At 62.5% G+C, this 19,358-nt stretch carries 16 protein-coding genes, 1 tRNA gene and 1 pseudogene; 15 read left to right on the plus strand and 3 right to left on the minus strand.

What is annotated here, in order from left to right; all coding sequences use genetic code 11:
* Window positions 1–95: 95 nt before the first annotated feature.
* From ACEQXE_RS01615 to ACEQXE_RS01645, 7 genes are all read left to right on the plus strand, one after another.
* Window positions 96–1,028 (plus strand): thiamine pyrophosphate-dependent dehydrogenase E1 component subunit alpha, encoded by a 933-nt coding sequence (locus ACEQXE_RS01615; RefSeq protein ID WP_370177140.1) that lies wholly within the window; start codon window positions 96–98, stop codon window positions 1,026–1,028.
* Window positions 1,025–2,041, plus strand: a complete 1,017-nt coding sequence (locus ACEQXE_RS01620) for an alpha-ketoacid dehydrogenase subunit beta (RefSeq protein ID WP_370177141.1) — start codon at window positions 1,025–1,027, stop codon at window positions 2,039–2,041. Before ACEQXE_RS01615 ends, ACEQXE_RS01620 begins: the two co-directional genes overlap by 4 nt.
* Window positions 2,041–2,283, plus strand: a complete 243-nt coding sequence (locus ACEQXE_RS01625) for a biotin/lipoyl-containing protein (RefSeq protein ID WP_370177142.1) — start codon at window positions 2,041–2,043, stop codon at window positions 2,281–2,283. Before ACEQXE_RS01620 ends, ACEQXE_RS01625 begins: the two co-directional genes overlap by 1 nt.
* On the plus strand, window positions 2,280–2,969 hold the full coding sequence (locus tag ACEQXE_RS01630) for a 2-oxo acid dehydrogenase subunit E2 (protein WP_370177143.1): 690 nt from the start codon (window positions 2,280–2,282) through the stop codon (window positions 2,967–2,969). The genes ACEQXE_RS01625 and ACEQXE_RS01630 overlap by 4 nt, the downstream gene beginning before the upstream one ends.
* Window positions 2,966–3,838 (plus strand): SDR family NAD(P)-dependent oxidoreductase, encoded by an 873-nt coding sequence (locus ACEQXE_RS01635; RefSeq protein WP_370177144.1) that lies wholly within the window; start codon window positions 2,966–2,968, stop codon window positions 3,836–3,838. Before ACEQXE_RS01630 ends, ACEQXE_RS01635 begins: the two co-directional genes overlap by 4 nt.
* A gap of 87 nt (window positions 3,839–3,925) precedes the next feature.
* On the plus strand, window positions 3,926–5,092 hold the full coding sequence (locus tag ACEQXE_RS01640; protein ID WP_370177145.1) for an acyl-CoA dehydrogenase family protein: 1,167 nt from the start codon (window positions 3,926–3,928) through the stop codon (window positions 5,090–5,092).
* A 9-nt stretch (window positions 5,093–5,101) separates the two neighbouring features.
* The gene (locus ACEQXE_RS01645) at window positions 5,102–6,667 is read left to right on the plus strand and encodes an AMP-binding protein (RefSeq protein WP_370177146.1); all 1,566 of its coding nucleotides are present in this window, start codon (window positions 5,102–5,104) and stop codon (window positions 6,665–6,667) included.
* Here ACEQXE_RS01645 and ACEQXE_RS01650 read toward each other — a convergent pair.
* Together ACEQXE_RS01650 and ACEQXE_RS01655 are read right to left on the minus strand one after the other, a co-directional pair.
* Window positions 6,637–7,269, minus strand: coding sequence for a TetR/AcrR family transcriptional regulator (locus tag ACEQXE_RS01650; protein ID WP_370183060.1), 633 nt, complete (start codon window positions 7,267–7,269; stop codon window positions 6,637–6,639). The two genes, ACEQXE_RS01645 and ACEQXE_RS01650, sit on opposite strands and share 31 nt — an antisense overlap.
* Window positions 7,270–7,401: 132 nt before the next feature.
* A complete protein-coding gene (locus ACEQXE_RS01655) occupies window positions 7,402–9,738 on the minus strand; it encodes a TonB-dependent receptor (RefSeq protein WP_370177148.1) in 2,337 nt (778 codons plus the stop codon).
* A gap of 201 nt (window positions 9,739–9,939) precedes the next feature.
* Here ACEQXE_RS01655 and ACEQXE_RS01660 point away from each other — a divergent pair.
* From ACEQXE_RS01660 to ACEQXE_RS01685, 6 genes and pseudogenes are all read left to right on the plus strand, one after another.
* Window positions 9,940–10,818, plus strand: a pseudogene (locus tag ACEQXE_RS01660) (CaiB/BaiF CoA transferase family protein); the annotation flags it as partial.
* A 184-nt stretch (window positions 10,819–11,002) separates the two neighbouring features.
* Window positions 11,003–12,556 carry a long-chain-fatty-acid--CoA ligase gene (locus ACEQXE_RS01665; protein WP_370177149.1) on the plus strand — a complete coding sequence of 518 codons (1,554 nt, stop codon included), beginning with the start codon at window positions 11,003–11,005 and terminating at the stop codon, window positions 12,554–12,556.
* Window positions 12,537–13,346 (plus strand): SDR family NAD(P)-dependent oxidoreductase, encoded by an 810-nt coding sequence (locus ACEQXE_RS01670; RefSeq protein WP_370177150.1) that lies wholly within the window; start codon window positions 12,537–12,539, stop codon window positions 13,344–13,346. The genes ACEQXE_RS01665 and ACEQXE_RS01670 overlap by 20 nt, the downstream gene beginning before the upstream one ends.
* The gene (locus ACEQXE_RS01675; protein ID WP_370177151.1) at window positions 13,343–14,170 is read left to right on the plus strand and encodes a mycofactocin-coupled SDR family oxidoreductase; all 828 of its coding nucleotides are present in this window, start codon (window positions 13,343–13,345) and stop codon (window positions 14,168–14,170) included. Before ACEQXE_RS01670 ends, ACEQXE_RS01675 begins: the two co-directional genes overlap by 4 nt.
* A gap of 10 nt (window positions 14,171–14,180) precedes the next feature.
* Window positions 14,181–16,250 carry an FAD-dependent oxidoreductase gene (locus ACEQXE_RS01680; protein ID WP_370177152.1) on the plus strand — a complete coding sequence of 690 codons (2,070 nt, stop codon included), beginning with the start codon at window positions 14,181–14,183 and terminating at the stop codon, window positions 16,248–16,250.
* Window positions 16,251–16,261: 11 nt separating this feature from the next.
* On the plus strand, window positions 16,262–17,461 hold the full coding sequence (locus ACEQXE_RS01685; RefSeq protein ID WP_370177153.1) for an acetyl-CoA C-acyltransferase: 1,200 nt from the start codon (window positions 16,262–16,264) through the stop codon (window positions 17,459–17,461).
* Between the two features lie 84 nt (window positions 17,462–17,545).
* On the opposite strand, the gene ACEQXE_RS01690 is transcribed toward ACEQXE_RS01685, so the two are convergent.
* Window positions 17,546–17,636: transfer RNA gene (locus tag ACEQXE_RS01690), tRNA-Ser, on the minus strand.
* Between the two features lie 110 nt (window positions 17,637–17,746).
* On the opposite strand from ACEQXE_RS01690, the gene ACEQXE_RS01695 reads away from it, so the two are divergent.
* Together ACEQXE_RS01695 and ACEQXE_RS01700 are read left to right on the plus strand one after the other, a co-directional pair.
* Window positions 17,747–18,151: a metallopeptidase family protein gene (locus ACEQXE_RS01695; RefSeq protein ID WP_370177154.1), complete on the plus strand. Its 405-nt coding sequence runs from the start codon at window positions 17,747–17,749 to the stop codon at window positions 18,149–18,151.
* Between the two features lie 140 nt (window positions 18,152–18,291).
* Entirely contained in the window at window positions 18,292–19,350 is a 1,059-nt protein-coding gene (locus tag ACEQXE_RS01700; protein ID WP_370177155.1) for a peptidylprolyl isomerase, read from the plus strand.
* Window positions 19,351–19,358: the final 8 nt, after the last annotated feature.

The following is a 19,358-nucleotide window of genomic DNA, read 5'->3' on the forward strand; positions in this document are numbered from 1 at the left end:
CTTCGCGGACAGGCTATGGCATGGCACCAAGGTAAAGGACGGATGCGCGCATGGCAGGAATGTCGAAAAATCAGTTACTTCATGCTTACCGGATCATGCAGCGGTCGATTCTGCTCGAACAGGTGGTCCTGCGCCTGATCGAAGATGGCACCGCGCGCATCCTGCTTCATTCCGGGCGCGGGCAAGAGGCGATCGGGACGGGAGCCTGCGCTGCACTGCGCGAGGACGATATGCTGTTCTACAGCCATCGCGGCGTGACCCAGATCCTCGCCAAGGGGATGCTGGTCGGCCCGCTGCTCGGCGATTTCCTCGGGAGGGTGGACGGTGCCACCAAGGGGCTTGGCGCAGGCATCGTCCATGCGGTCGACCAGTCGCTTGGCATCATGGGATCGAGCGGCACGCTGGGTGGCGGCTTCGTACTCTCCGCAGGTGCCGCGCTCGGTGCGCGCAAGCTCAAGGACGATCGCGTTTCGGTCCACATCTTCGGTGAAGGATCGGCCAACCGCGGCACGTTCCATGAGGCCGCCAACGCCGCCGCCCTGTGGAAGCTCCCGATGGTATGGCTGTGCGAGAACAATGGTTACTCGGTGTCGGTCGCGCATCGCGAAGCGACTTCTGTCGAGGACGTGGCAGACCGGTCGCTGGCATACGGAATGCCCAGCCGTATCGTCGACGGGCAGGACGTCGAAGCGGTGCACGAAGCAATGGCCGAAGCCGTCGCACGCGCCCGCGCAGGCGAAGGCCCGACGCTGATCGAGGCGAAAACGCTCCGCTTCCGGGGCCATTTCGAAGGCGATCCGCAGACCTATCGCGACAAGAACTACCTCGACACGATGCGAGAGCGCGATCCGGTAAAGCTAGCCGCCGACAAGCTGGCAGCCATGGGTGTGGGCGATGACGATCTCGCCGCGATCCGCGATGAAGAGTCCGAAGACCTCGAAACAGCAGTCGAGAAGGCGCTGAAATCGGCCAGGCCGGGTCCGGAGCGTATCTACGAAGGCCTGCTGGCCGAAGGAGGCGCAGCATGACCGAACAGAAATCCGAAGCCACGCGCACGCTCAGCTATCGAGCAGCTCTGCGCGAAGCGCTGATCGAGGAAATGGAGCGCGACGAACGGGTCTTCATGATGGGGCAGGACGCAGGCCCGTTCGGCGGCGTTTTCGGTGTCTCCAAGGGCCTGACCGAGATGTTCGGGGCGGACCGCGTGTTCGACACACCCATCTCCGAGGCCTTCATCGTCGGCGGCGGGGTGGGAGCCGCGCTCGCCGGCGCGCGTCCAGTGGTAGAGCTGCAATATGCCGACTTCGCGCTGATTTCGATGGACGAGATCGTCAACAAGGCAGCGAAGTGGCGCTACATGCATGGCGGCGGTCAAGCCGTGCCGCTGGTGATCCGCGCGCCGGAAGGCGTCGTCGGCGGTCTCGGGCCCGAGCATTCCCAGTCGCTCGCGCAGTATTTCTGGCATAGCTTCGGTCTCAAGGTCGCGATGCCCGCGACCCCGGCAGACGCAAAGGGAATGCTGAAGTCCGCTATCCGCGACGATGACCCCGTGCTCTTTCTCGAGAACAAGTCGCTCTATAACCGGCGCGGCCCGGTGCCAGAGGGTGAGTACCTGGTCCCGCTGGGTGTCGCGGCGAATCTACACGAAGGCGATGAAGTAACGGTCGTCGCCTGGTCGCGCATGACGACCATCGCGATGAAGGCTGCGGACGAATTGGCCGAGAACGGAATCGGCTGCGAGGTCATCGATCCGCGCGGTATTCGCCCGCTCGATCTGGATGCCGTGCTCCGCTCCGTCGAGCGCACGGGGCGGCTGGTGGTCGTCCATGAAGGACCCGTAACCGGCGGCCTTGCGGGCGAACTGATCACGCAAGTGGTGGAACGTGCCTTCGGCAAGCTGAAGGCGGCACCAGTGCGCGTCGCCGGAAACGACTCCTACGTTCCGCAGAACCTCGACCTCGAAGGCCTGCTGACACCCGATGCTGACGCGGTAGTGAAGACCATCGAAGCGGTCATGGCCGCACCCACCACGAAGGATTGATGATGTTCGAAATCAAGCTCACCAAACTTGGCCAGACGATGGAAGAGGGCACCATTACCGGCTGGATGAAGAAAGTCGGCGATAGCTTCGAACAGGGGGAAATCCTCTACGAATGCGAGACCGAGAAGGCCGTGAACGAGGTGGAAGCCACGCGTGCCGGAACCTTGCGCGAGATCGTAGTGCCCGAAGGGGAAACCGTCGAGGTTGGGACGGTAATCGCGAGGGCGGACGATCCTGCATGACTGTAAGCACCGAGACCCTGACCGGCGTGCACAAGGCGATGGCATCCACCATGGCCGCAAGCTGGAGCGAGATTCCCCACTTCGCAGAGATCGTGCAGGTAGATGCCACCGCGCTGAAGGAACGCTTGCGGACCGAGCGCGAAGCGCTGGCTGGCGACGCGAATGCCCCCCGTATTTCGATCAATGACCTGGTGGTCCACGCCGCTATCGAGGCGCTGGGCAAGGAGCCTGCGCTCAACGGTGTATTCGTCGATGGCAAGATCGAGCGGCCGGATAATGTTTCCGTCGCCGTCGCCATAGCGACCGATCACGGTTTGATGACGCCGGTACTGAAAGATGCGGCATCCCTTACCCTCAAAGAAATCTCCACATCCATCGTTGCGCTGCGCGAAGCCGCCGACAGGCGCCGTCTTGGAGCCGAAGCCTTCGAGGGCGCGGTGATGACCATTTCCAACCTCGGCGCCTACGGCATCGATACGGGTTTCCCTACTATCAACCGCCGCCAGAGCGCATTGCTGTTCGTCGGTTCGTTGGCGGATCGTCCGGTGGTGATCGACGGCGAAGTGGTTGCCCGGCCGACCATGTACCTCACACTCGCCTGCGATCATCGCGTCGTCGATGGCCTCACTGCGGCACGCTACCTCGCCGCCCTGCGCGGTATCATCGAAGGGGAAACTGGCGCATGACGGGTAAGCTGGCAGAACGCGTCGCGGTCGTCACCGGGGCAGGACAGGGGCTTGGCCGCAGCTATGCGATAGGTCTTGCAGCGCAAGGCGCGAAAGTCGTGGTAAACGACATCGGGAAGAACGACGCGGGCACGTGGACCGCAGAGGCAGTGGTCGAGGAAATACTCGAGGCCGGTGGCGATGCGGTAGCAAACACCGATAGTGTCGCCAGTGGTGATGGAGGAAAGGCCATCGTCCAAGCTGCGCTCGATCACTTCGGATCGATCGACATCCTTGTCTCCAATGCCGGGATCGAGCGGAACAAATCCTACGCCAAGTCGGACGAGAGCCATTGGGACCCGGTGATCGACGTTCACCTCAACGGCACGCATCACCTGTGTCATGCAGCCTGGCCGCATATGAAGGAGCGCGGCCACGGGCGCGTGATCCTCGTCACTTCGCCATCAGGCCTCTGGGGCAATTTCTCGCAAGCCTCCTACGCTGCGGCAAAGATGGGCATCATCGGCCTCGCAAATGTGCTGGCGATCGAGGGGAAGCGCTATGGCATCCTCGTCAACAGCCTTGCCCCGATCGCGACTACACCAATGTCTGCCCACACACTTCCCCCCGGGCTCGGCGAAAAACTCCCGCCCGATCTCGTAACACCCGCGATCGTCAAGCTTGCGTCAGATGATCTGGACGTCACCGGCGCAGTTCTGGTTGCGGGCGGTGGCTGGTTTACCAGTGCACACATCGCCATCGCGCCCGGCGTGCACTTGAAACCCGGCGAACAGCTCGAGGATCACTGGGACCAGGTCCTCGATGGAAGTGCCATCGAGCCGGGCGCGCCGCTCGATCCCGATACGCTGAGCGCAATGTTCTCTGGCTGAGCGCAACACACCGCCAGCACCGGCTGGCACATATCCTTGAACAAACTGCCGGGTAGCTTCCCGGCTTCGCAGACGGATGGAAACGGAATGAATTTCGAGCTCACCGAGACCCAGCAGGAAGTCCAGCAAGCGGTTCGCACTCTCGCGAATACTTTCGACGATGCTTACTGGCGCGAACGCGACAGCAAGCATGAGTTCCCGTGGGATTTCTACAATGCCTTTGCCGAGAACGGCTGGCTCGGCATCGCAATCCCGGAAGAATATGGCGGCAGCGGGCTTGGCATTACCGAGGCAGCGCTGCTGCTGCAGGAAGTGGCAGCCTCGGGCGCGGCGATGAACGGGTGCAGCCCGATGCACCTCAGCATCTTCGGGGTGAACGTGGTGGCCAAGCATGGCTCGGAAGAGCTGCGCCAATCGCTCCTCCCGCGCGTCGCCAGCGGCGATTGCCACGTGTGCTTCGCCGTAACCGAGGCCGATGCCGGGACCGACACGACCCGTATCCGCACTTTCGCCAAGCGGACCGAAAATGGCTATGTCATCAACGGGCGCAAGATCTGGATCACCAAGGCGCTGGACTCCGAGAAGATGATCCTCGTCACGCGAACATCCCCTCGCGAGGAATGCGCAAAGCCGACCGACGGGATCACGCTGTTCCTGATCGACATCGACCGGTCCAGGATTTCGATCCGCCCGATCGACAAGATGGGCCGCAATGCGGTCGCCTCTACCGAAGTGTTCATCGACGATCTCGAAGTGCCCGAATCCGCTCGGATCGGGGAAGAAGGCAAGGGCTTCCGCTACCTGCTCGACGGTCTCAATCCCGAACGCATCCTGCTGGCGCATGAGTCGCTCGGCATCGGGTACGCCGCACTTCGCCGCGCCGTGCAGTACGCCAATGAGCGGGTTGTATTCGAGCGCCCGATCGGCGCTAACCAGGCGATCCAGCACCCGCTGGCGCAAGCCTATGCCAACCTGCAATCGGCCGAGCTGCTGGCACGCAAGGCGGCATGGCTCTACGACCGCGGCGAGCCATGCGGAGCAGAAGCTAACATGGCGAAATTGCTGTGCGCGGATGCCGCATTCTTTGCTGCGGACCGGGCCGTCCAGACTCTCGGTGGGCTGGGTTACGCCAGCGAGTACGATGTGGAACGCTATTTCCGGGAAGCACGCCTGATGCGCATCGCCCCGATCAGCCAAGAAATGGCGTTGAACTATATCGCGCAGCAGGTCGTCGGATTGCCCCGATCATACTAAAGCAAGGGGATGCACAACACGCTCATTGAGAGAATCGCCCGGCACGATCCCAAGCACACGGCGCTGATTGTGACGCACCCCGCAGGCGACCAGCAGGTTTCCTATGGCGAACTGATCGATGCAGTAGAGCGCTGGGCGAGCTGGCTTGCAGGGAGAGGCCTGAAGCCAGGCGCACGGATTGCTGTATGCCTTCCCAATGTCGCGGCCTGGCCGATACTGGAGCTCGCCGCCGCGCGCTGCGGACTGATAATCGCACCGGTCAACACGCGTTGGCGAGCGACCGAGATCGCGCACCTTCTGAGGCGGACCGAACCTGCGCTCTTCATTCACCCAAGCGATTTCCAGGGCATCGACTTCGCTGCAATTCTCGCCGAGGCCGCGAAAGGATTGCCGCCCATCGAGACGGTCATGGTCGATTGCTCCGCTCTACTACCGCCAGCGGGTGACATCGCCCTTCCCCCTGACAAGCTCGGCGACCAACCGCTCAACCTGTTGGCAACCAGCGGTTCGACCGGGGAGACGAAGTTTGCGGTTCACACCCAGTCGGGTCTGGTGATCCGCTTTTCTGCCGCCGCCGAACGCTTCGCGATCTCCGCGGGCGATACGGTGCTTTGCGCCCTTCCGATGTGCGGGATCTGGGGCCTGGGCATCACTCTGGCGACATTGATGACCGGCGGCACGGCCGTATTGATGCCGGTGTTTGACGCGGATGAGGCAGCCAAAGCGATGACGCGGCTCAATATTGCGCATGTCCACGGCGGCGATAACCTCATCCTCGCGATCGTGCAGTCAGATCGATTGGCGCGTGGCAGTTTGCCAGACTGGAAGACGTGCTATTTCGGCGCTTTCACAGGTCGCGACCCCGCCGACGTCATAGCCGCAGTCGAGCCGTGCGGCGGATCGGGATTGCGTGCCGCCCAAGCCTACGGATCGTCCGAAGGGCTGGCCTTCGTTGCCGGATGTTCGCCCGATGCGCCACCTGAAGACCGACGCCATGCCGGTGGCCCGCTACTCGACGGTTCAACCCGGGCGCGAATAGTCGATCCGCAAACAGGCGCGTCCGTAGAGCCAGGTCAACGTGGCGAAATCCAGCTGCGAGGGGCCACGGTGACATCGGGCTATTTCGGTGATCACGAAGCGACTTCGCTGGCATGCACGGATGATGGATGGTGGCGGACCGGCGATCTTGGGGAGCGGACCGCTAACGGTTTCCGCTTCATCGCACGCATGGGAGACGCCTTACGCCTGCGCGGAACACTGGTCGATCCGGCGGAAATCGAGGCCGCGCTGTGCAGTCACCAAGCAGTCGCAGAAGCGCATGTAGTGGGCGCAAAGGATTTCGAACGCGGCGATGTCGCGGTCGCGTTCACCCGGTTAACAGCGGGCAGCACGTCGACTGAACAGGAATTGCGCGACTTCGTTCGGAGCATGCTCGCGAGTTACAAGGTCCCTGAAAGGATCGTGCTGGATGCCCAGATCCCGGTCACGGTCAGCGCAAACGCGACGAAAGTGCGCAAGGACGTTTTGCGAGAGATGGCACAGGCCTACCTCGAAAGTACCCCACCCATCACGTAGTCGACGATCAGCTCCGCGATCTCGGCCCGGCTTTCGTCCGTAGCACTTGGGCGATCGAGATACCACATGGTCGTCCAGTTGAGGGACCCGAGCAAAGGCTTGGCCAGCAGCTTCGGATCTGCTTCCCGAAACAGGCCCTGATCCATGCCCTTGCGCAGGTTATCGATGAACAGCGATTCGTAGTCACGCCGAACCTTCGAGATTTCGGCCATGAAGTCCTGTTGCTTCTCGTTTACGAACAGGTCGGTAGTCGAAAGCAGTGCTACCCGCGTAAACGCCAGATTCTCCATCACAATCAGCGCGTGCCGCCTCACCATTCGCCGGATGGCGTCGGCCGGGTCTTCTGCAGCCTGGCTTTCGGCGACGGCGGCGGAGTACATCATGTCCAGCACATGCCGGTGAATATCCATCAGGATATCCGCCTTGCTGCGGTAATAGTGATAGACCCTGCCCTTGGTCGCGCCCATCTGGTCGGCGATCTCGTCGATCGATGCGCGCGCGTAGCCGAGCCGCATGAAGGCATCTGTCGCCGCGGCGAGGATTTCCAGCCGGCCTTCTTCGTTGCGGTTGGGCCGTGCCCGTGTCGTGCGGACCTTGTTCACCTGCCCCGGCATAACTTCCTCATTCCGCTCAATTCACCACTTCAGCACTTCACTCTTAGCGCTCGATCCCCGGACGTAAAAGGTGCCGGTCCTACATCTGGATCTTTTGGCATGCAGGACCGGCGTGTCGCGTCAGAACTTGAAGGCAATCTCTGCCCCGTAGGTGCGCGGTGCCCCGAAGCGCGACACCTCGTCATTCAATGCGTAATTGACGGTCACGCGATACTCGGTGTCAGTGAGGTTCCGGCCCCAGATCGCCGCAGTCCAGCGATCATTCAGGGTATAGGAGATCCGCGCATCGAGCAGGCCGTAGGACTCTTCGAACTGCGCATTGGTCGGGAACCAGAAGCTCTTTCCCCTCCCCGTGTAGTTGGCACGAAACTTCAGTTCGTCACGATCGCCCACGGGAAGGGTGTACTGCATGCCGAGGTTGAACTGATGCTTTGGTGTGCGCTGCAGGAAATTGCCAGTGTTGTCGTTCCCCAGGGAATCGGTGAACTCGAGATATTCGGTATCGAGCCACGTCAGGCTGCCGAACAGCTCCAGTCCGCGAACGGGAATGAGCTGCCCTTCCAACTCGATCCCGCGAATGCGAGCGTCCGCTGCATTGTCGGTCACGCTGCACAAGCAGTTGGTGTCGGTTTGGGTGACCTGAAGGTCATTATAGTCCATCTGGAACACGGCCAGATTCAGGCGCGCACGACGGTTCAGGAACTCGACCTTGGCGCCGAGTTCGTAGTTGTTCACCGTTTCCGGATCGTAGCTGATTGCCGCTGCAGCCGCGTTGGCGGGCGTATCTTCGAACCCGCCGCCTTTGTAACCCGTGGCATAGGTCGCATAGACAAGCACATCGTCATGGGGGGTGAATTCCAGTGTGAATTGCGGAGTCAGCTTGTCCCAGCTTTCCGAATAGGTAGCCGTGAATGACTGACCCTCGGCAAGGGTGGGTCCCAGGGGGGTTAACGGCACGGTCCCGCCGGGATTGAACCGGTCGCCGGTTTCGACCGCGGTCGCGGTGATCTCTCCCGACTTCTTGTCACTGGAGTAGCGCAGGCCGGCGATGACCTTGAACATCGGGCTGAACTGGTAACCAACCTGACCGAACACGGCCCAGGATTCCGATTCCGCAACGTTGTTCCACAGCGATTCCCCGCTAATAAGGTCGAGCGCGGCAAGCGGGATTTCGCCCCAGAACCGGTCGATCTTGGTAACATCATCGCGCTGGTGATAGGCTCCTACGATCCATTCGAACCCGCTTTCGGTGGGTTGCGACACGAGGCGGATTTCCTGGCTGAACTGCGTTGCATCTTCAGATTCATTGACAGGCGTGGTGAACAGAAGTGGCGACAAGACCCCGAAGCCGTTCGACGGGCCGACGCCGGTCTGGTCGTACTGGCTGTCTGCCTGACCATCGCGATAACCGATGACCACCTGCAGATCGGCCACATCGCCCAGCCCCTTGCTCAACTGGCCGACAATGCTGACAGCATCACGCGTGAGGCCATGCGGCGTAGGCGCAATATCCCCCTTGAAGATGGGATGCTGTGGCAAAGCCTCACGGATCGTAAGAGGCTCGCCGCGCAGCTGCCCGATCTGTTCACGCGCGGCGCTCCATGGGCCCTGCCCGGCGTCCGGGCCGTCGATGGCGATTTGCGCAATGCCGTTCGATTCATCATGGACAGCATCGACGATCAAGCGCGCCTCGAAATCCGATTCCGTTGGCTGGAACAGCAATTGCCCGCGCGCCTGGATGCTCTGGATGTCATCCAGGTCTCGATTATTGAGAATATCGCGCGAATAGCCCGTATTGCTGTGCGACTGGAAAGAAACGCGCGCTGCCAAGTTTTCGCTCAACGGGCCTGTCAGGTGGCCACGGGTAAGCAGGTCGTTATAATTGCCATAAGACAGGCTGACGGAACCGCCCTGCGTAAACTTCGGACTGGCGGTGATGATATTGATCGCCCCGCCGACCACGTTACGTCCAAGCAGCACGCCCTGGGGCCCACGAACCACTTCGACCCGCTCGATATCATAGAGGTCGAAATTGAAGAGGCCCGGCCGTCCGACATAGACGTCATCGGTGAAGATGCCGATCGACTGGTCCGCCGAGGGCGAGTCGAGCCGCGTATTCGTGATCCCGCGAATGTTGAATTCCTGATCGAGGCCGGAAATCGCGGTGAAGGAAAGCGACGTAGTGCGCTTGGCGACATCCTCGAAACTGAGAATGCGATCTTCTGCAATCGCTTCGCCGGAAATGGCGCTGACTGCGATTGGCGCCTGCTGCAGGCCGACCTCACGGCGCTGGGCGGTGACGACAATCGTCGAGAGTTGGTCAGGCTGGGCCTGCTCTTCGCCAGCTTCGGCTTCATCCTGCCCTGCGACAGTTCCGCTGGCATCCTGCGCCATTGCCGAAGCCGGCGCAAGAACGGCTGCAATCGCAAGCAGCGACGGTACGGTTGCTCTACGCATAATGTTCTCTCCCATAGTGGTTTTCATGCGGTGCGTCTCTACATCGCTGCATAACCTACTCGGTAGTATGTCGTCGGAATGGGCTGCGGTCAACAGTCTTGACGGGCACTGATGGAACATACTACCCAGTAGGTCATGAGCGATCCTCACCTATCCGACATTGCTGCACCGCTCGACGGAATCCGCGTTATCGACCTAGGAATGCTGCTTCCGGGCCCGGTCTGCGCGCTGCATCTCGCGTGGCTCGGGGCCGAGGTCGTGAAGGTCGAGCCGCCTAGTGGCGACCCGGGCCGGCACCTTTATGATGGCGCCTTTTTCGACACGTATAATCGCGGGAAGCAGTCGGTCGCGATCGACCTTAAAAGTGCTGCGGGGCGCGAGCAGATGCTGACGCTGGTGCGCGAGGCAGACGTCCTGATCGAGAATTTCCGGCCAGGCGTCGCCGAGCGGCTCGGAATTGGATCGGACACGTTGCGAGACGAAAATCCGCGACTGATATATTGTGCAATCACCGGGTTCGGATCAGGCTCCCGGGCGTCTGCCCCGGCACATGACCTCAATTTTCTCGCCGGTTCGGGTGCTTTGGGTGCGGCAACCACTTGGTCAGGGAAAACACGACAATCGACCCGTCCCGCCATGCCGGTGGCCGATTTCGGCGGAGCGGCAATGGCGGTTCAGTCGATCCTCGCCGCGCTGATCCAGCGTTCGCGCACCGATCGCGGCGCCCAGCTCGAAATTGCGATGCAGGAGGTCATGCTTCACTGGATGGCATGGCGCGTGCCTGCCGAGGATCGGCAGGACGATTCTGCCTGGACGCGCTATCTTGAGCCGGCAAACGATATCTATGTGGCGCGCGACGGGCGAGCTGTCGCCATCGGCGCAATAGAAGCGCGCCTTTGGCATGCGCTCGTCGATGCCCTTGCAGCCGACGGGCATGCCCTCCCCGCGGATGCGCGAGATTGGGACTGGCGCGATCGGCGCGACAACGGCGAAGCCCTCGCCGCTGCATTGGCAACAGCCTTTGCCACCCGTGACAGGGACGATTGGGTTTCGCTGCTCGAACGCGCGGGCGTCCCCGCCGACGCTGTCGCCACGCCAGCAGAGGCATTTGCAGACCCCTGGCTTGCCGAGCGCAACCTCCAGTCAAGTGACGGCTGGATCAGGCCGCCCATGCCCGGAAGCGGCAATCTCTCCCCGTCTCCGACACTCGACGCAGATGGCGAACGGCTGCGCTCGGGTCCGTTTTGGAGCTATGGATCTCATCATGAACACAATCGACGATATCCTTCGCCACGTTGCCGACAGCGACCCCAAGCGATCTGCCCTCACATTCGAGGGGCGGACGCAGACCTACGAAGAACTCGATCGCTCGACGAACCGTCTTGCACGCGCACTTGCCGATCTTGGAGTCGGTCCTGGCGATCGTATCGCCTTCCTCGGTCGCAACCGGGCAGAGCACTTCGAAATCATCTTTGCGGTGGCCAAGCTTGGCGCGATCTCGGTCGGGATGAACTGGCGCCTCAGCGCTGCGGAACTTGCGGCACAATTGACCGATTGCACGCCGAAGGTCGTGCTGGGATCGAGCGCAGTGAGCGGTCTCGTTGCCGATGCGCTTTCCAGGTTGAGCGATCCGCCCCTGGTCATCGACCTGGATGATACCGGGAGCGATGGTTACGCGGCCCGGCTCGCGGCACAGGCCGATAACACCTTACCCATCGTCTCGCGCGCCGATGACACCTGCATGATCTGCTACACCTCGGGCACCACCGGGAATGCAAAGGGTGTTGCGTTTACCCATGGCAGCCTGTGGTCGATCTTACCCGGGGCTGCGAAAGAATGGGGGTTCGACGCCGACAGCGTGAGCCTGGTATGCATGCCGACCTTCCATACGGCGGGCGCGCTTTGGGGGCTGCTGGCCATGTCGCAAGGCGGGCACGATGTGCTCGTAGGCGATTTCGACCCGGTTGAAGTTGCCGATCTGATGGCATCGGAAAGTGTCACCAACGCAATGCTCGCACCGATCATGCTGGAGCAGGTCATTGCGGCTGTGGAGGCCGATCCCACGCGCGATCTCTCTGCCCTGCGAAAAGTTCTGTATGGCGCAGCCCCGATTACGGAGGCGGTACTCGCGCGCGCACTCGAAACGCTCAATTGCGGTTTCGTGCAGGGCTATGGGCTGACGGAAGTCAACGGAACGATCACCGTTCTGCGTTCCGAAGATCATGTCCTCGAAGGGCCGCATCGCGATCGTCTGCGGTCCGCAGGCACGCCCGTGCCCTGGGGGGCTGTGCGCGTCGTCGACCCCGAAACCGGTAACGACCGCCCCCAAGGCGAGGTGGGCGAAGTCTGGGGGAAGAGCCCGGGCATGATGGAAGGCTACTGGCACAAGCCGGAAGAAACTGCAGCGGCGATCACCGATGATGGCTGGCTGCGAACCGGGGATGCAGGATATCTCGACGAAGACGGCTACCTGTTCCTGACCGACCGGATCAAGGACATGATCGTGACGGGGGGAGAAAACGTCTACCCGATCGAGGTCGAGAACGCGTTGGCTGCCCACCCTTGCGTCGATGCAGTCGCGGTCATCGGTGTGCCCGACGAAAAGTGGGGTGAAGCGGTCAAGGCCGTGGTGAGCACTCGTGGAGAGCGCCCAAGCCCCGACGATCTCATCGCATGGGCACGCGAACACGTTGCTGCATACAAGTGCCCGAAATCCATCGATTTCATTGACGAAATGCCGCGCAATGCTTCGGGAAAGATCCTGAAGCGGGTGCTGCGCGAAAAGTACTGGAGTGGCCATGGCCGCAGGATCGCTTGATACGCTTCGCCCCGGCTTGCTGGAAGGCAAGCGATGCCTCGTAACCGGTGCCGGCAGTGGCATCGGGCGTACAATCGCACTCAGGCTGATCGCGCTTGGCGCCCACGTCACCGGCGCGGGCCGGACGATCGACACTTTGCAGGCGACAGGCGAGCAGGCGGCCGGGCTTGCCGGAACGTACGAAGCCGTTGTGTGCGACGTGCGCGATGCCGATGCAGTGGGCGACCTGGTCGCTACGGCAGCGGGTGATCACGGGCTCGACCTGCTGGTCAACAATGCCGGTGGACAGTTCTACGCTCCTGCGACCGATATTTCCCGCCGCGGCTGGGATGCGGTGATCGACCTGAACCTGTCATCCGTGTTTTCGATCACCCTGGCCGCACGTCCGCACCTGGCGAAACGGCGTGGCATGGTTGTCAGCATTTCGCTGACGGGGATCGACCGGGGCATTATGGGTGCCTCGCACGGCGTTGCTGCCCGCGCTGGCGTTCTCGGCCTGATGCGCACGCTCGCGCTCGAATGGGGTGGCGACGGGATCAGGCTGAACTGCATCGGTCCGGGTATCGTCCTGACCGAGAACCTCGATCCCAAGGCACGCGACCGGATCCTGGCGCGGATGGATGCCGTTCCGCTGGGCCGTGCGACCGAAACTTCGGAAATCGCCGAACTGGTCGGATTTCTCGCCAGCGACGGCGGCAGGCTGATCACCGGCCAACTCCTCCAGATCGACGGCGGAGCGCACATCGGCCCGGGTATCCACGCCTGGGAGCCCGAAAGGAAAACCGCATGAGCAAGCGCTTCGACGGAAAGGTCGCCTTCATCACCGGTGCTGCACGTGGACAGGGGCGCGCCGCCGCTGTCGCCTTCGCCAACCAGGGCGCGGATATCATCGCCTTGGATGTGTGTGGAGAGGTCGCGCCCGATTCTCCTGCCAGTGTCCCGGCAGATTTCGAGGAGACCGTCGCAGCGGTCGAAGCTGCCGGGCGCCGGATCGTGGCGCGCAATGGTGACGTACGGAACCTGGCAGAGATCGAAGCCGCGATTGCCGATGGTATCGGGCAACTTGGCCGGCTCGATTTTGTGATCGCCAATGCCGGCATTGCCGGGATGGGGCCGTCCGATGAACTGACCGAAGAACAGTGGGACCGGATGATGGCGGTCAATCTGTCGGGCGCGTGGCGCACGTGTCGCGCCGCGATTCCTCACCTGCGCGAAGCCGGCGGTGGTTCGATCGTCTTCACCGCATCTGCCGCCGGTTTGAAGGGCATGCCGTGGGTCTCGCACTATTCCGCGGCGAAGCACGGCGTCATCGGGCTGATGGAATCGCTCACAGCCGAGCTTGGGCGGAAATGGATCCGGGTCAATGCAGTGTGTTCCACCACCGTACGGACCCCGCTGATCGAGCATGAAGAGCACTTCAAACTCTTCCGGCCCGATCTCGAGCATCCGACCGCCGCAGATATCGAGAAGGCAGCTTCCAAGCTCAACCTCCTCCCGACCCCGTGGGTCGAGGCCGAAGACGTCGCCAACGCAATCCTCTGGCTCTGCTCGGAGGAGGCCCGTTTCATCACGGGTGTCGCACTCCCCGTCGACGCTGGATTCCTGGTTAAGTGAGGACCACCGCATGAACCCCGTATCCTATCGCGAGACACGCGGGATTGCCGTTGTCACGATCGACCATCCCCCGGTCAACGCGCTGAGCGTCGTGGTCCGCGAGGGGCTGGGGGATGCCATCGCCAAGGCCAATGCCGACGATGCGGTGCGTGGCATCGTCTTGCGAACAGAAGGCAGTACCTTCGTCGCGGGCGCCGATATCAAGGAGATGCAGCAGGGGCGTCATCTCGAAAGCCCAACCGTCCGGGAAATCCAGGACGCACTGCAGGCCGGCAAGCCGAGCGTGGCCGCCATCCATGGCGCTGCACTGGGCGGCGGGCTGGCCCTGGCGCTGGCATGCACGTTCCGCGTTGCTCTGCCAGACGCGCAGGCGGGCCTGCCCGAAGTGAAGCTGGGGCTTTTGCCCGGCGCAGGCGGGACGCAGCGGATCACCCGCTTGTGTGGCCCGGCCACCGCGCTAGACATCGTCGTTTCGGGCCGGAAAGTTCCTGCGCAAGAAGCACTTTCGCTCGGTGTATTCGATGCCTTGGTCGACGACACGGATAACGCAGCCATCGATTTCCTGAACGCTGCCCTTGAGACGGACGATATCCCCGGGCCGATCCTCGACCGCACGGACGCCGTACAAGGCATCGAGAGCGCCATCTTCGAAGCGGCGCGAGCGAAGGCGGAACGGCGGGGCGCGAAGGCCCCACTATCGATTATCGATTGTATCGAGACAGCGTGCCGCGCTGGCGGCGAGGAAGGCCTCGCATTTGAGCGTGCCGCATTCGACGATCTGAAAGGGGGCGACCAGAACAAGGCGCTGACCCATGCCTTCTTCGCCGAGCGCGCTGCGGCCAAGCTTTCCCAAGGGGAGGCACTGCCCATCCAGCGGGTCGGCATCGTCGGCGCGGGCCTGATGGGCAGCGGGATCGCCATTGCGCTGGCCAACAAGGGCATTTCGGTGGAGCTGGTCGACCGAGACGCTGGCTCCCTTGAACAGGCGCGGGCGCGGATCGACCAGATCTACGAGGGGACGCGCAAGCGTGGCCTCATGAGCACCGAGCAATGCCGAATTGCGCAAGAACTCATTGGTAATGGCACAGACTATACCCGCTTTGCCGAGTGCGATCTCGCCATCGAGGCCGTGCCCGAGAAGATGGAACTGAAGGAGCAGGTCTTCGCCCAGCTTGACGAAGCGCTGCCCCCGCACGCGATCCTCGCCACCAATACCAGTTCGCTGGATATTGATCGCATGGCTGCGGCCACCAAGCGCCCCGGTTCGGTAATCGGTCTGCATTTCTTTTCGCCCGCGCACATCATGAAGCTGGTCGAAGTCGTGCGCGGCGAGGCGAGCACACCGGATGCCGTAGCGAGCGGCATGGCGCTCGTCCGCCGCATCGGGAAGGTTGGCGTAGTCGCGGGTAATTGCGACGGTTTCATCGCCAACCGGTCCCTGCAATTCTACACCGGCCAGGCCGAGTTCCTGATGGAACAGGGCGCCTCGCCCGAACAGATCGACCGGGTAGCCGAGGAATTCGGGATGCCGATGGGCCCGGTGGCGATGCGCGACATGGCCGGGCTCGATGTTGCGGCACTGGTGCGCGAAGTGCGTGCAAAGACTCTGCCTCCGGAAGAGCGGCTCTCCCCCCTTATCGAGAAAATGGTGGAAGCCGGCCGGCTTGGCCAGAAAAGTGGCGCTGGCTTCTATCGCTATTCCGATCGCAAGCGTGTGCCCGATCCAGAGGCAATTGCAATTATCCAGCAGGCCGCGCGCGAGCTCGGTGTCGAACAGCGCAGCTTCGATGATGACGAGATCCGCGCGCGGCTATTCCTGCCCATCGTCAACGAGGGCGCTCGCGAGCTGGAAGAAGGCATCGCGATGCGCGCGGGCGATATCGATGTGGCATGGATCAACGGCTATGGCTTTCCTGCCCATCGCGGCGGCCCCATGCACTGGGGCGAACAACTGGGTCTGGACCGGGTGGTCGCCATGGCGGAACGGCTAGGTGCCGACCTGGGGCCACGCTGGCAGCCTTCCGCTCTCCTGAAAGACCTCGCCGCGAACGGTCGCGGCTGGGCCGAAGCTGGATACTGAGGAGACTCACCGTGCGCGAAGCCGCCATCGTCGCCACCGCCCGCACAGCAGTCGGTCGTGCCAACAGGGGATCGTTCAACGCGACCGAGGCCCCCGTTCTGGGCGGACATGTTTTGCGCGCCGCAGTAGAGCGCGCAGGGATCGATCCCGAACGGATAGATGACCTTTATTTCGGTACGGCGCTGCAACACGGCTCGCAGGGGTCGAACCTCGGTCGGCTGTGCGTCTTTGCATCGGAACTGCCGATCACAATCCCTGCGATCACGATGGATCGCAAATGCGGCTCGGGCCTGTCCGCAGTGGCGATCGCCGCGCGCTCGATCATGGCGGACGATTGCGATGTCTGCCTCGCAGGCGGAATGGAAAGCGTCAGCCTGGCCATTCCCCAGGCGCCCCGGCCTGTGCGCAATATCTCGGCGATGGCGCAGCAGCCTCACGCCTACATGGCTATGATCGAGACGGCGGAAGTTGTCGCCGACCGCTATGGAGTGACACGCGAGGCGCAAGACGAATTTGCGGCCGAGAGCCACCGGCGCGCGGCGCACGCGATGGAATGCGGCGCTTTCGACGAAGAGATCGTCCCGATCACGGTCACGCGCGAACTCCGCGACAAGGCCGATAAGGTAACTGGCGAAGAAGTTGTTACGGTTGCACTTGACGAAGGGGTGCGCCCCGACACGACGGTCGAACGGCTAAGCGAGCTCAAGCCGGTCTTCCGGGATGGCGAAGTAATCGCGCAAGGCCAATATGTGACGGCGGGCAATGCGAGCCAGCTATCGGACGGAGCATCGGCCCAAGTGCTGATGGACCGCGCAACGGCCGAAGCCGAAGGGCGCGATATCCTTGGCATCTATCGCGGCTTCCAGGCTGTCGGCTGCGCGCCGGAGGAGATGGGCATCGGGCCGGTGCTCGCCATCCCCAAGCTGCTCGATCGCGCCGGGCTGAAGGTTGGCGATATCGACTTGTGGGAAATCAACGAGGCGTTCGCCAGCCAGTGCCTCTATTGCCGGGACGCTTTGGGGATCGATCCTGAGCGGATGAACGTGAATGGTGGTGCGATCGCCCTTGGCCATCCCTTCGGCATGACCGGCAGTCGCCAGGTCGGGCACCTGTTGATCGAAGGCCGCCGTCGTGGCGCACGCTGGGTCGTCGCATCAATGTGCACCGCCGGGGGAATGGGCGCAGCGGCCTTGTTCGAGCTCCCATCCTGACCGACGAGAGGGCGCCGCCCGGTCGAACGAAGTGCGCGGCCCTGCGGGCCAAATTCTCAGTCTGAAGGAAATCACCAGACTAGGTGGCGGAGCGGGAGGGATTCGAACCCTCGATACGGGGTTACCGTATACACACTTTCCAGGCGTGCGCCTTCGACCACTCGGCCACCGCTCCGCGTTCCCGTCCGCGCTACTGCTTTGCAGCTTGAGCGCTTGGGAAGGGCAGGCCCCTAGCTTTGTTACTCATGCTTCGCAAGGCACAGCGTCCGCGCTAGAGCAAAGGCCATGCGCAGCTTCGGTACACCTATAACGCTGGACGAGATGGAAGCACTTGGCCGGGCGGCGATTGCCACCCTCCCCGCCACCTTCCGCGAGCAGATGGGCGATGTCGTTTTCACGGTCGAAGATTTCGCGGACGAAGAAACGCTTCGCGAACTGGGGATGGAAAACCCTTTCGAACTGACCGGCGTGTACGAAGGCCATGCGCTGACCGAACGCAGCATCGAGATGTCGGGCAACCTGCCCACCCGCATCCGCCTGTTCCGTCGCCCGATCCTGGACGAATGGGCCGAGCGCGGGGACGAGACGCTGGAGCATCTCGTGCGCCATGTGGTGATCCACGAGATCGGCCATCACTTCGGCCTGTCCGACGCGGACATGCATGCGCTGGAAGACATGACCGGAGATTGATCTTCCAAATCCGCCCGCCCTGAGCCTGTCGAAGGGCCGCCCTTCTTTTGTGCGGTTGCTCCCGAGGACAGTACAGTGCTTCGACAAGCTCAGCACGAGCGGGGTTTGTGTTTGCAGGTTTTGGTGGCAAACCTTCAGACATGAAGCATACCATCCCGCTCGCTGCCGCCGCACTCGCGCTCGCGCTTGCCACAACCTCCACCGCACAGGATGTCGAAACCCCGGCAGCGCCATCTCCGGGCGAGATCGTCGATGCTGCCCCGTACGAGGATTGGGTGACCATCGACCCCGAAGATCTGGTCGTGATGACGCTTGCCCCCGATGCCGAGGGCAACGCGCGCAAAGTGGTGATCCAGCTGATCGGCGCGCCGTTCAGCCAGGGATGGGTCGAGAATATCCGCACCCTCGCCCGCGCCGAATACTGGGACGGCAGCGAAGTGCTGCGCGTGCAGGACAACTACGTGACCCAGTGGGGCCAGCCCGACCCGGAGATGGGCGTCGATCCCAAGCCGGTGCCCGAGGGCCTCAATGTGATGACCGAGGCGGATTACGTCAGCACGAATGACGACATTACCGATGTGCTAATGGCACGCACACCGGAAGCTGACATTGCGCGGATCTTGGCTGAGGGTGAAGGAAGCGCCGAGTACGGGATCAAGATGAGACTCCGTGCGATCCTGGGCGAGGATACCTACTCGGAGGGAGGCGCTTTGTTTTGTTCGGGTTGGCCGCTCGCGTCTGCTGGGCGGGAATTGGCGTCCGATATTTGGCCCGTCCACTGCTACGGCATGGTCGGCGTGGGCCGGAACTACTCGCCCGATACCGGCGACGCCTCACAGCTTTACACCGTGATCGGGCACGCTCCGCGCCATCTGGACCGCAACATCGCGCTCGTCGGTCGCATCGTCGAAGGGATGGAGCACCTCTCCAACCTGCCGCGCGGCAAGGGGCCGCTGGGCTTCTACGAAGACCCGGCCAGACGCGTCCCGATCCTGTCTGTCCGCATCGGCGCGGACTTGCCGGAGAATGAAAAGCCTCGCTTTGAGTACCTCTCCACCGAGAGCGCCAGCTTCGCAGCCTACGCAGAGGCGCGCGCCAACCGCCGCGATCCGTTCTTCATCGTGCCTGCTGGTGGGGCTGACATCTGCAATATCCCGGTACCCGTGCGGTCATTCGAACTGATGGACGAGGGAGAATAAATCCTGCC

The organism is Alteriqipengyuania sp. (genome assembly GCF_964222115.1).
Lineage (GTDB): Bacteria > Pseudomonadota > Alphaproteobacteria > Sphingomonadales > Sphingomonadaceae > Alteriqipengyuania.

What these genes read in the sequence shown, in the direction of transcription:
- ACEQXE_RS01665 (WP_370177149.1), top strand. Translation starts at nt 11,003, where the DNA reads ATGAACACAATCGACGATATCCTTCGCCACGTTGCCGACAGCGACCCC.
- ACEQXE_RS01700 (WP_370177155.1), top strand. Translation starts at nt 18,292, where the DNA reads ATGAAGCATACCATCCCGCTCGCTGCCGCCGCACTCGCGCTCGCGCTT.
- ACEQXE_RS01625 (WP_370177142.1), top strand. Translation starts at nt 2,041, where the DNA reads ATGATGTTCGAAATCAAGCTCACCAAACTTGGCCAGACGATGGAAGAG.
- ACEQXE_RS01655 (WP_370177148.1), bottom strand. Translation starts at nt 9,738, where the DNA reads ATGCGTAGAGCAACCGTACCGTCGCTGCTTGCGATTGCAGCCGTTCTT.
- ACEQXE_RS01615 (WP_370177140.1), top strand. Translation starts at nt 96, where the DNA reads ATGCAGCGGTCGATTCTGCTCGAACAGGTGGTCCTGCGCCTGATCGAA.
- ACEQXE_RS01630 (WP_370177143.1), top strand. Translation starts at nt 2,280, where the DNA reads ATGACTGTAAGCACCGAGACCCTGACCGGCGTGCACAAGGCGATGGCA.
- ACEQXE_RS01620 (WP_370177141.1), top strand. Translation starts at nt 1,025, where the DNA reads ATGACCGAACAGAAATCCGAAGCCACGCGCACGCTCAGCTATCGAGCA.
- ACEQXE_RS01640 (WP_370177145.1), top strand. Translation starts at nt 3,926, where the DNA reads ATGAATTTCGAGCTCACCGAGACCCAGCAGGAAGTCCAGCAAGCGGTT.
- ACEQXE_RS01645 (WP_370177146.1), top strand. Translation starts at nt 5,102, where the DNA reads ATGCACAACACGCTCATTGAGAGAATCGCCCGGCACGATCCCAAGCAC.
- ACEQXE_RS01635 (WP_370177144.1), top strand. Translation starts at nt 2,966, where the DNA reads ATGACGGGTAAGCTGGCAGAACGCGTCGCGGTCGTCACCGGGGCAGGA.
- ACEQXE_RS01670 (WP_370177150.1), top strand. Translation starts at nt 12,537, where the DNA reads ATGGCCGCAGGATCGCTTGATACGCTTCGCCCCGGCTTGCTGGAAGGC.
- ACEQXE_RS01675 (WP_370177151.1), top strand. Translation starts at nt 13,343, where the DNA reads ATGAGCAAGCGCTTCGACGGAAAGGTCGCCTTCATCACCGGTGCTGCA.
- ACEQXE_RS01680 (WP_370177152.1), top strand. Translation starts at nt 14,181, where the DNA reads ATGAACCCCGTATCCTATCGCGAGACACGCGGGATTGCCGTTGTCACG.
- ACEQXE_RS01695 (WP_370177154.1), top strand. Translation starts at nt 17,747, where the DNA reads ATGCGCAGCTTCGGTACACCTATAACGCTGGACGAGATGGAAGCACTT.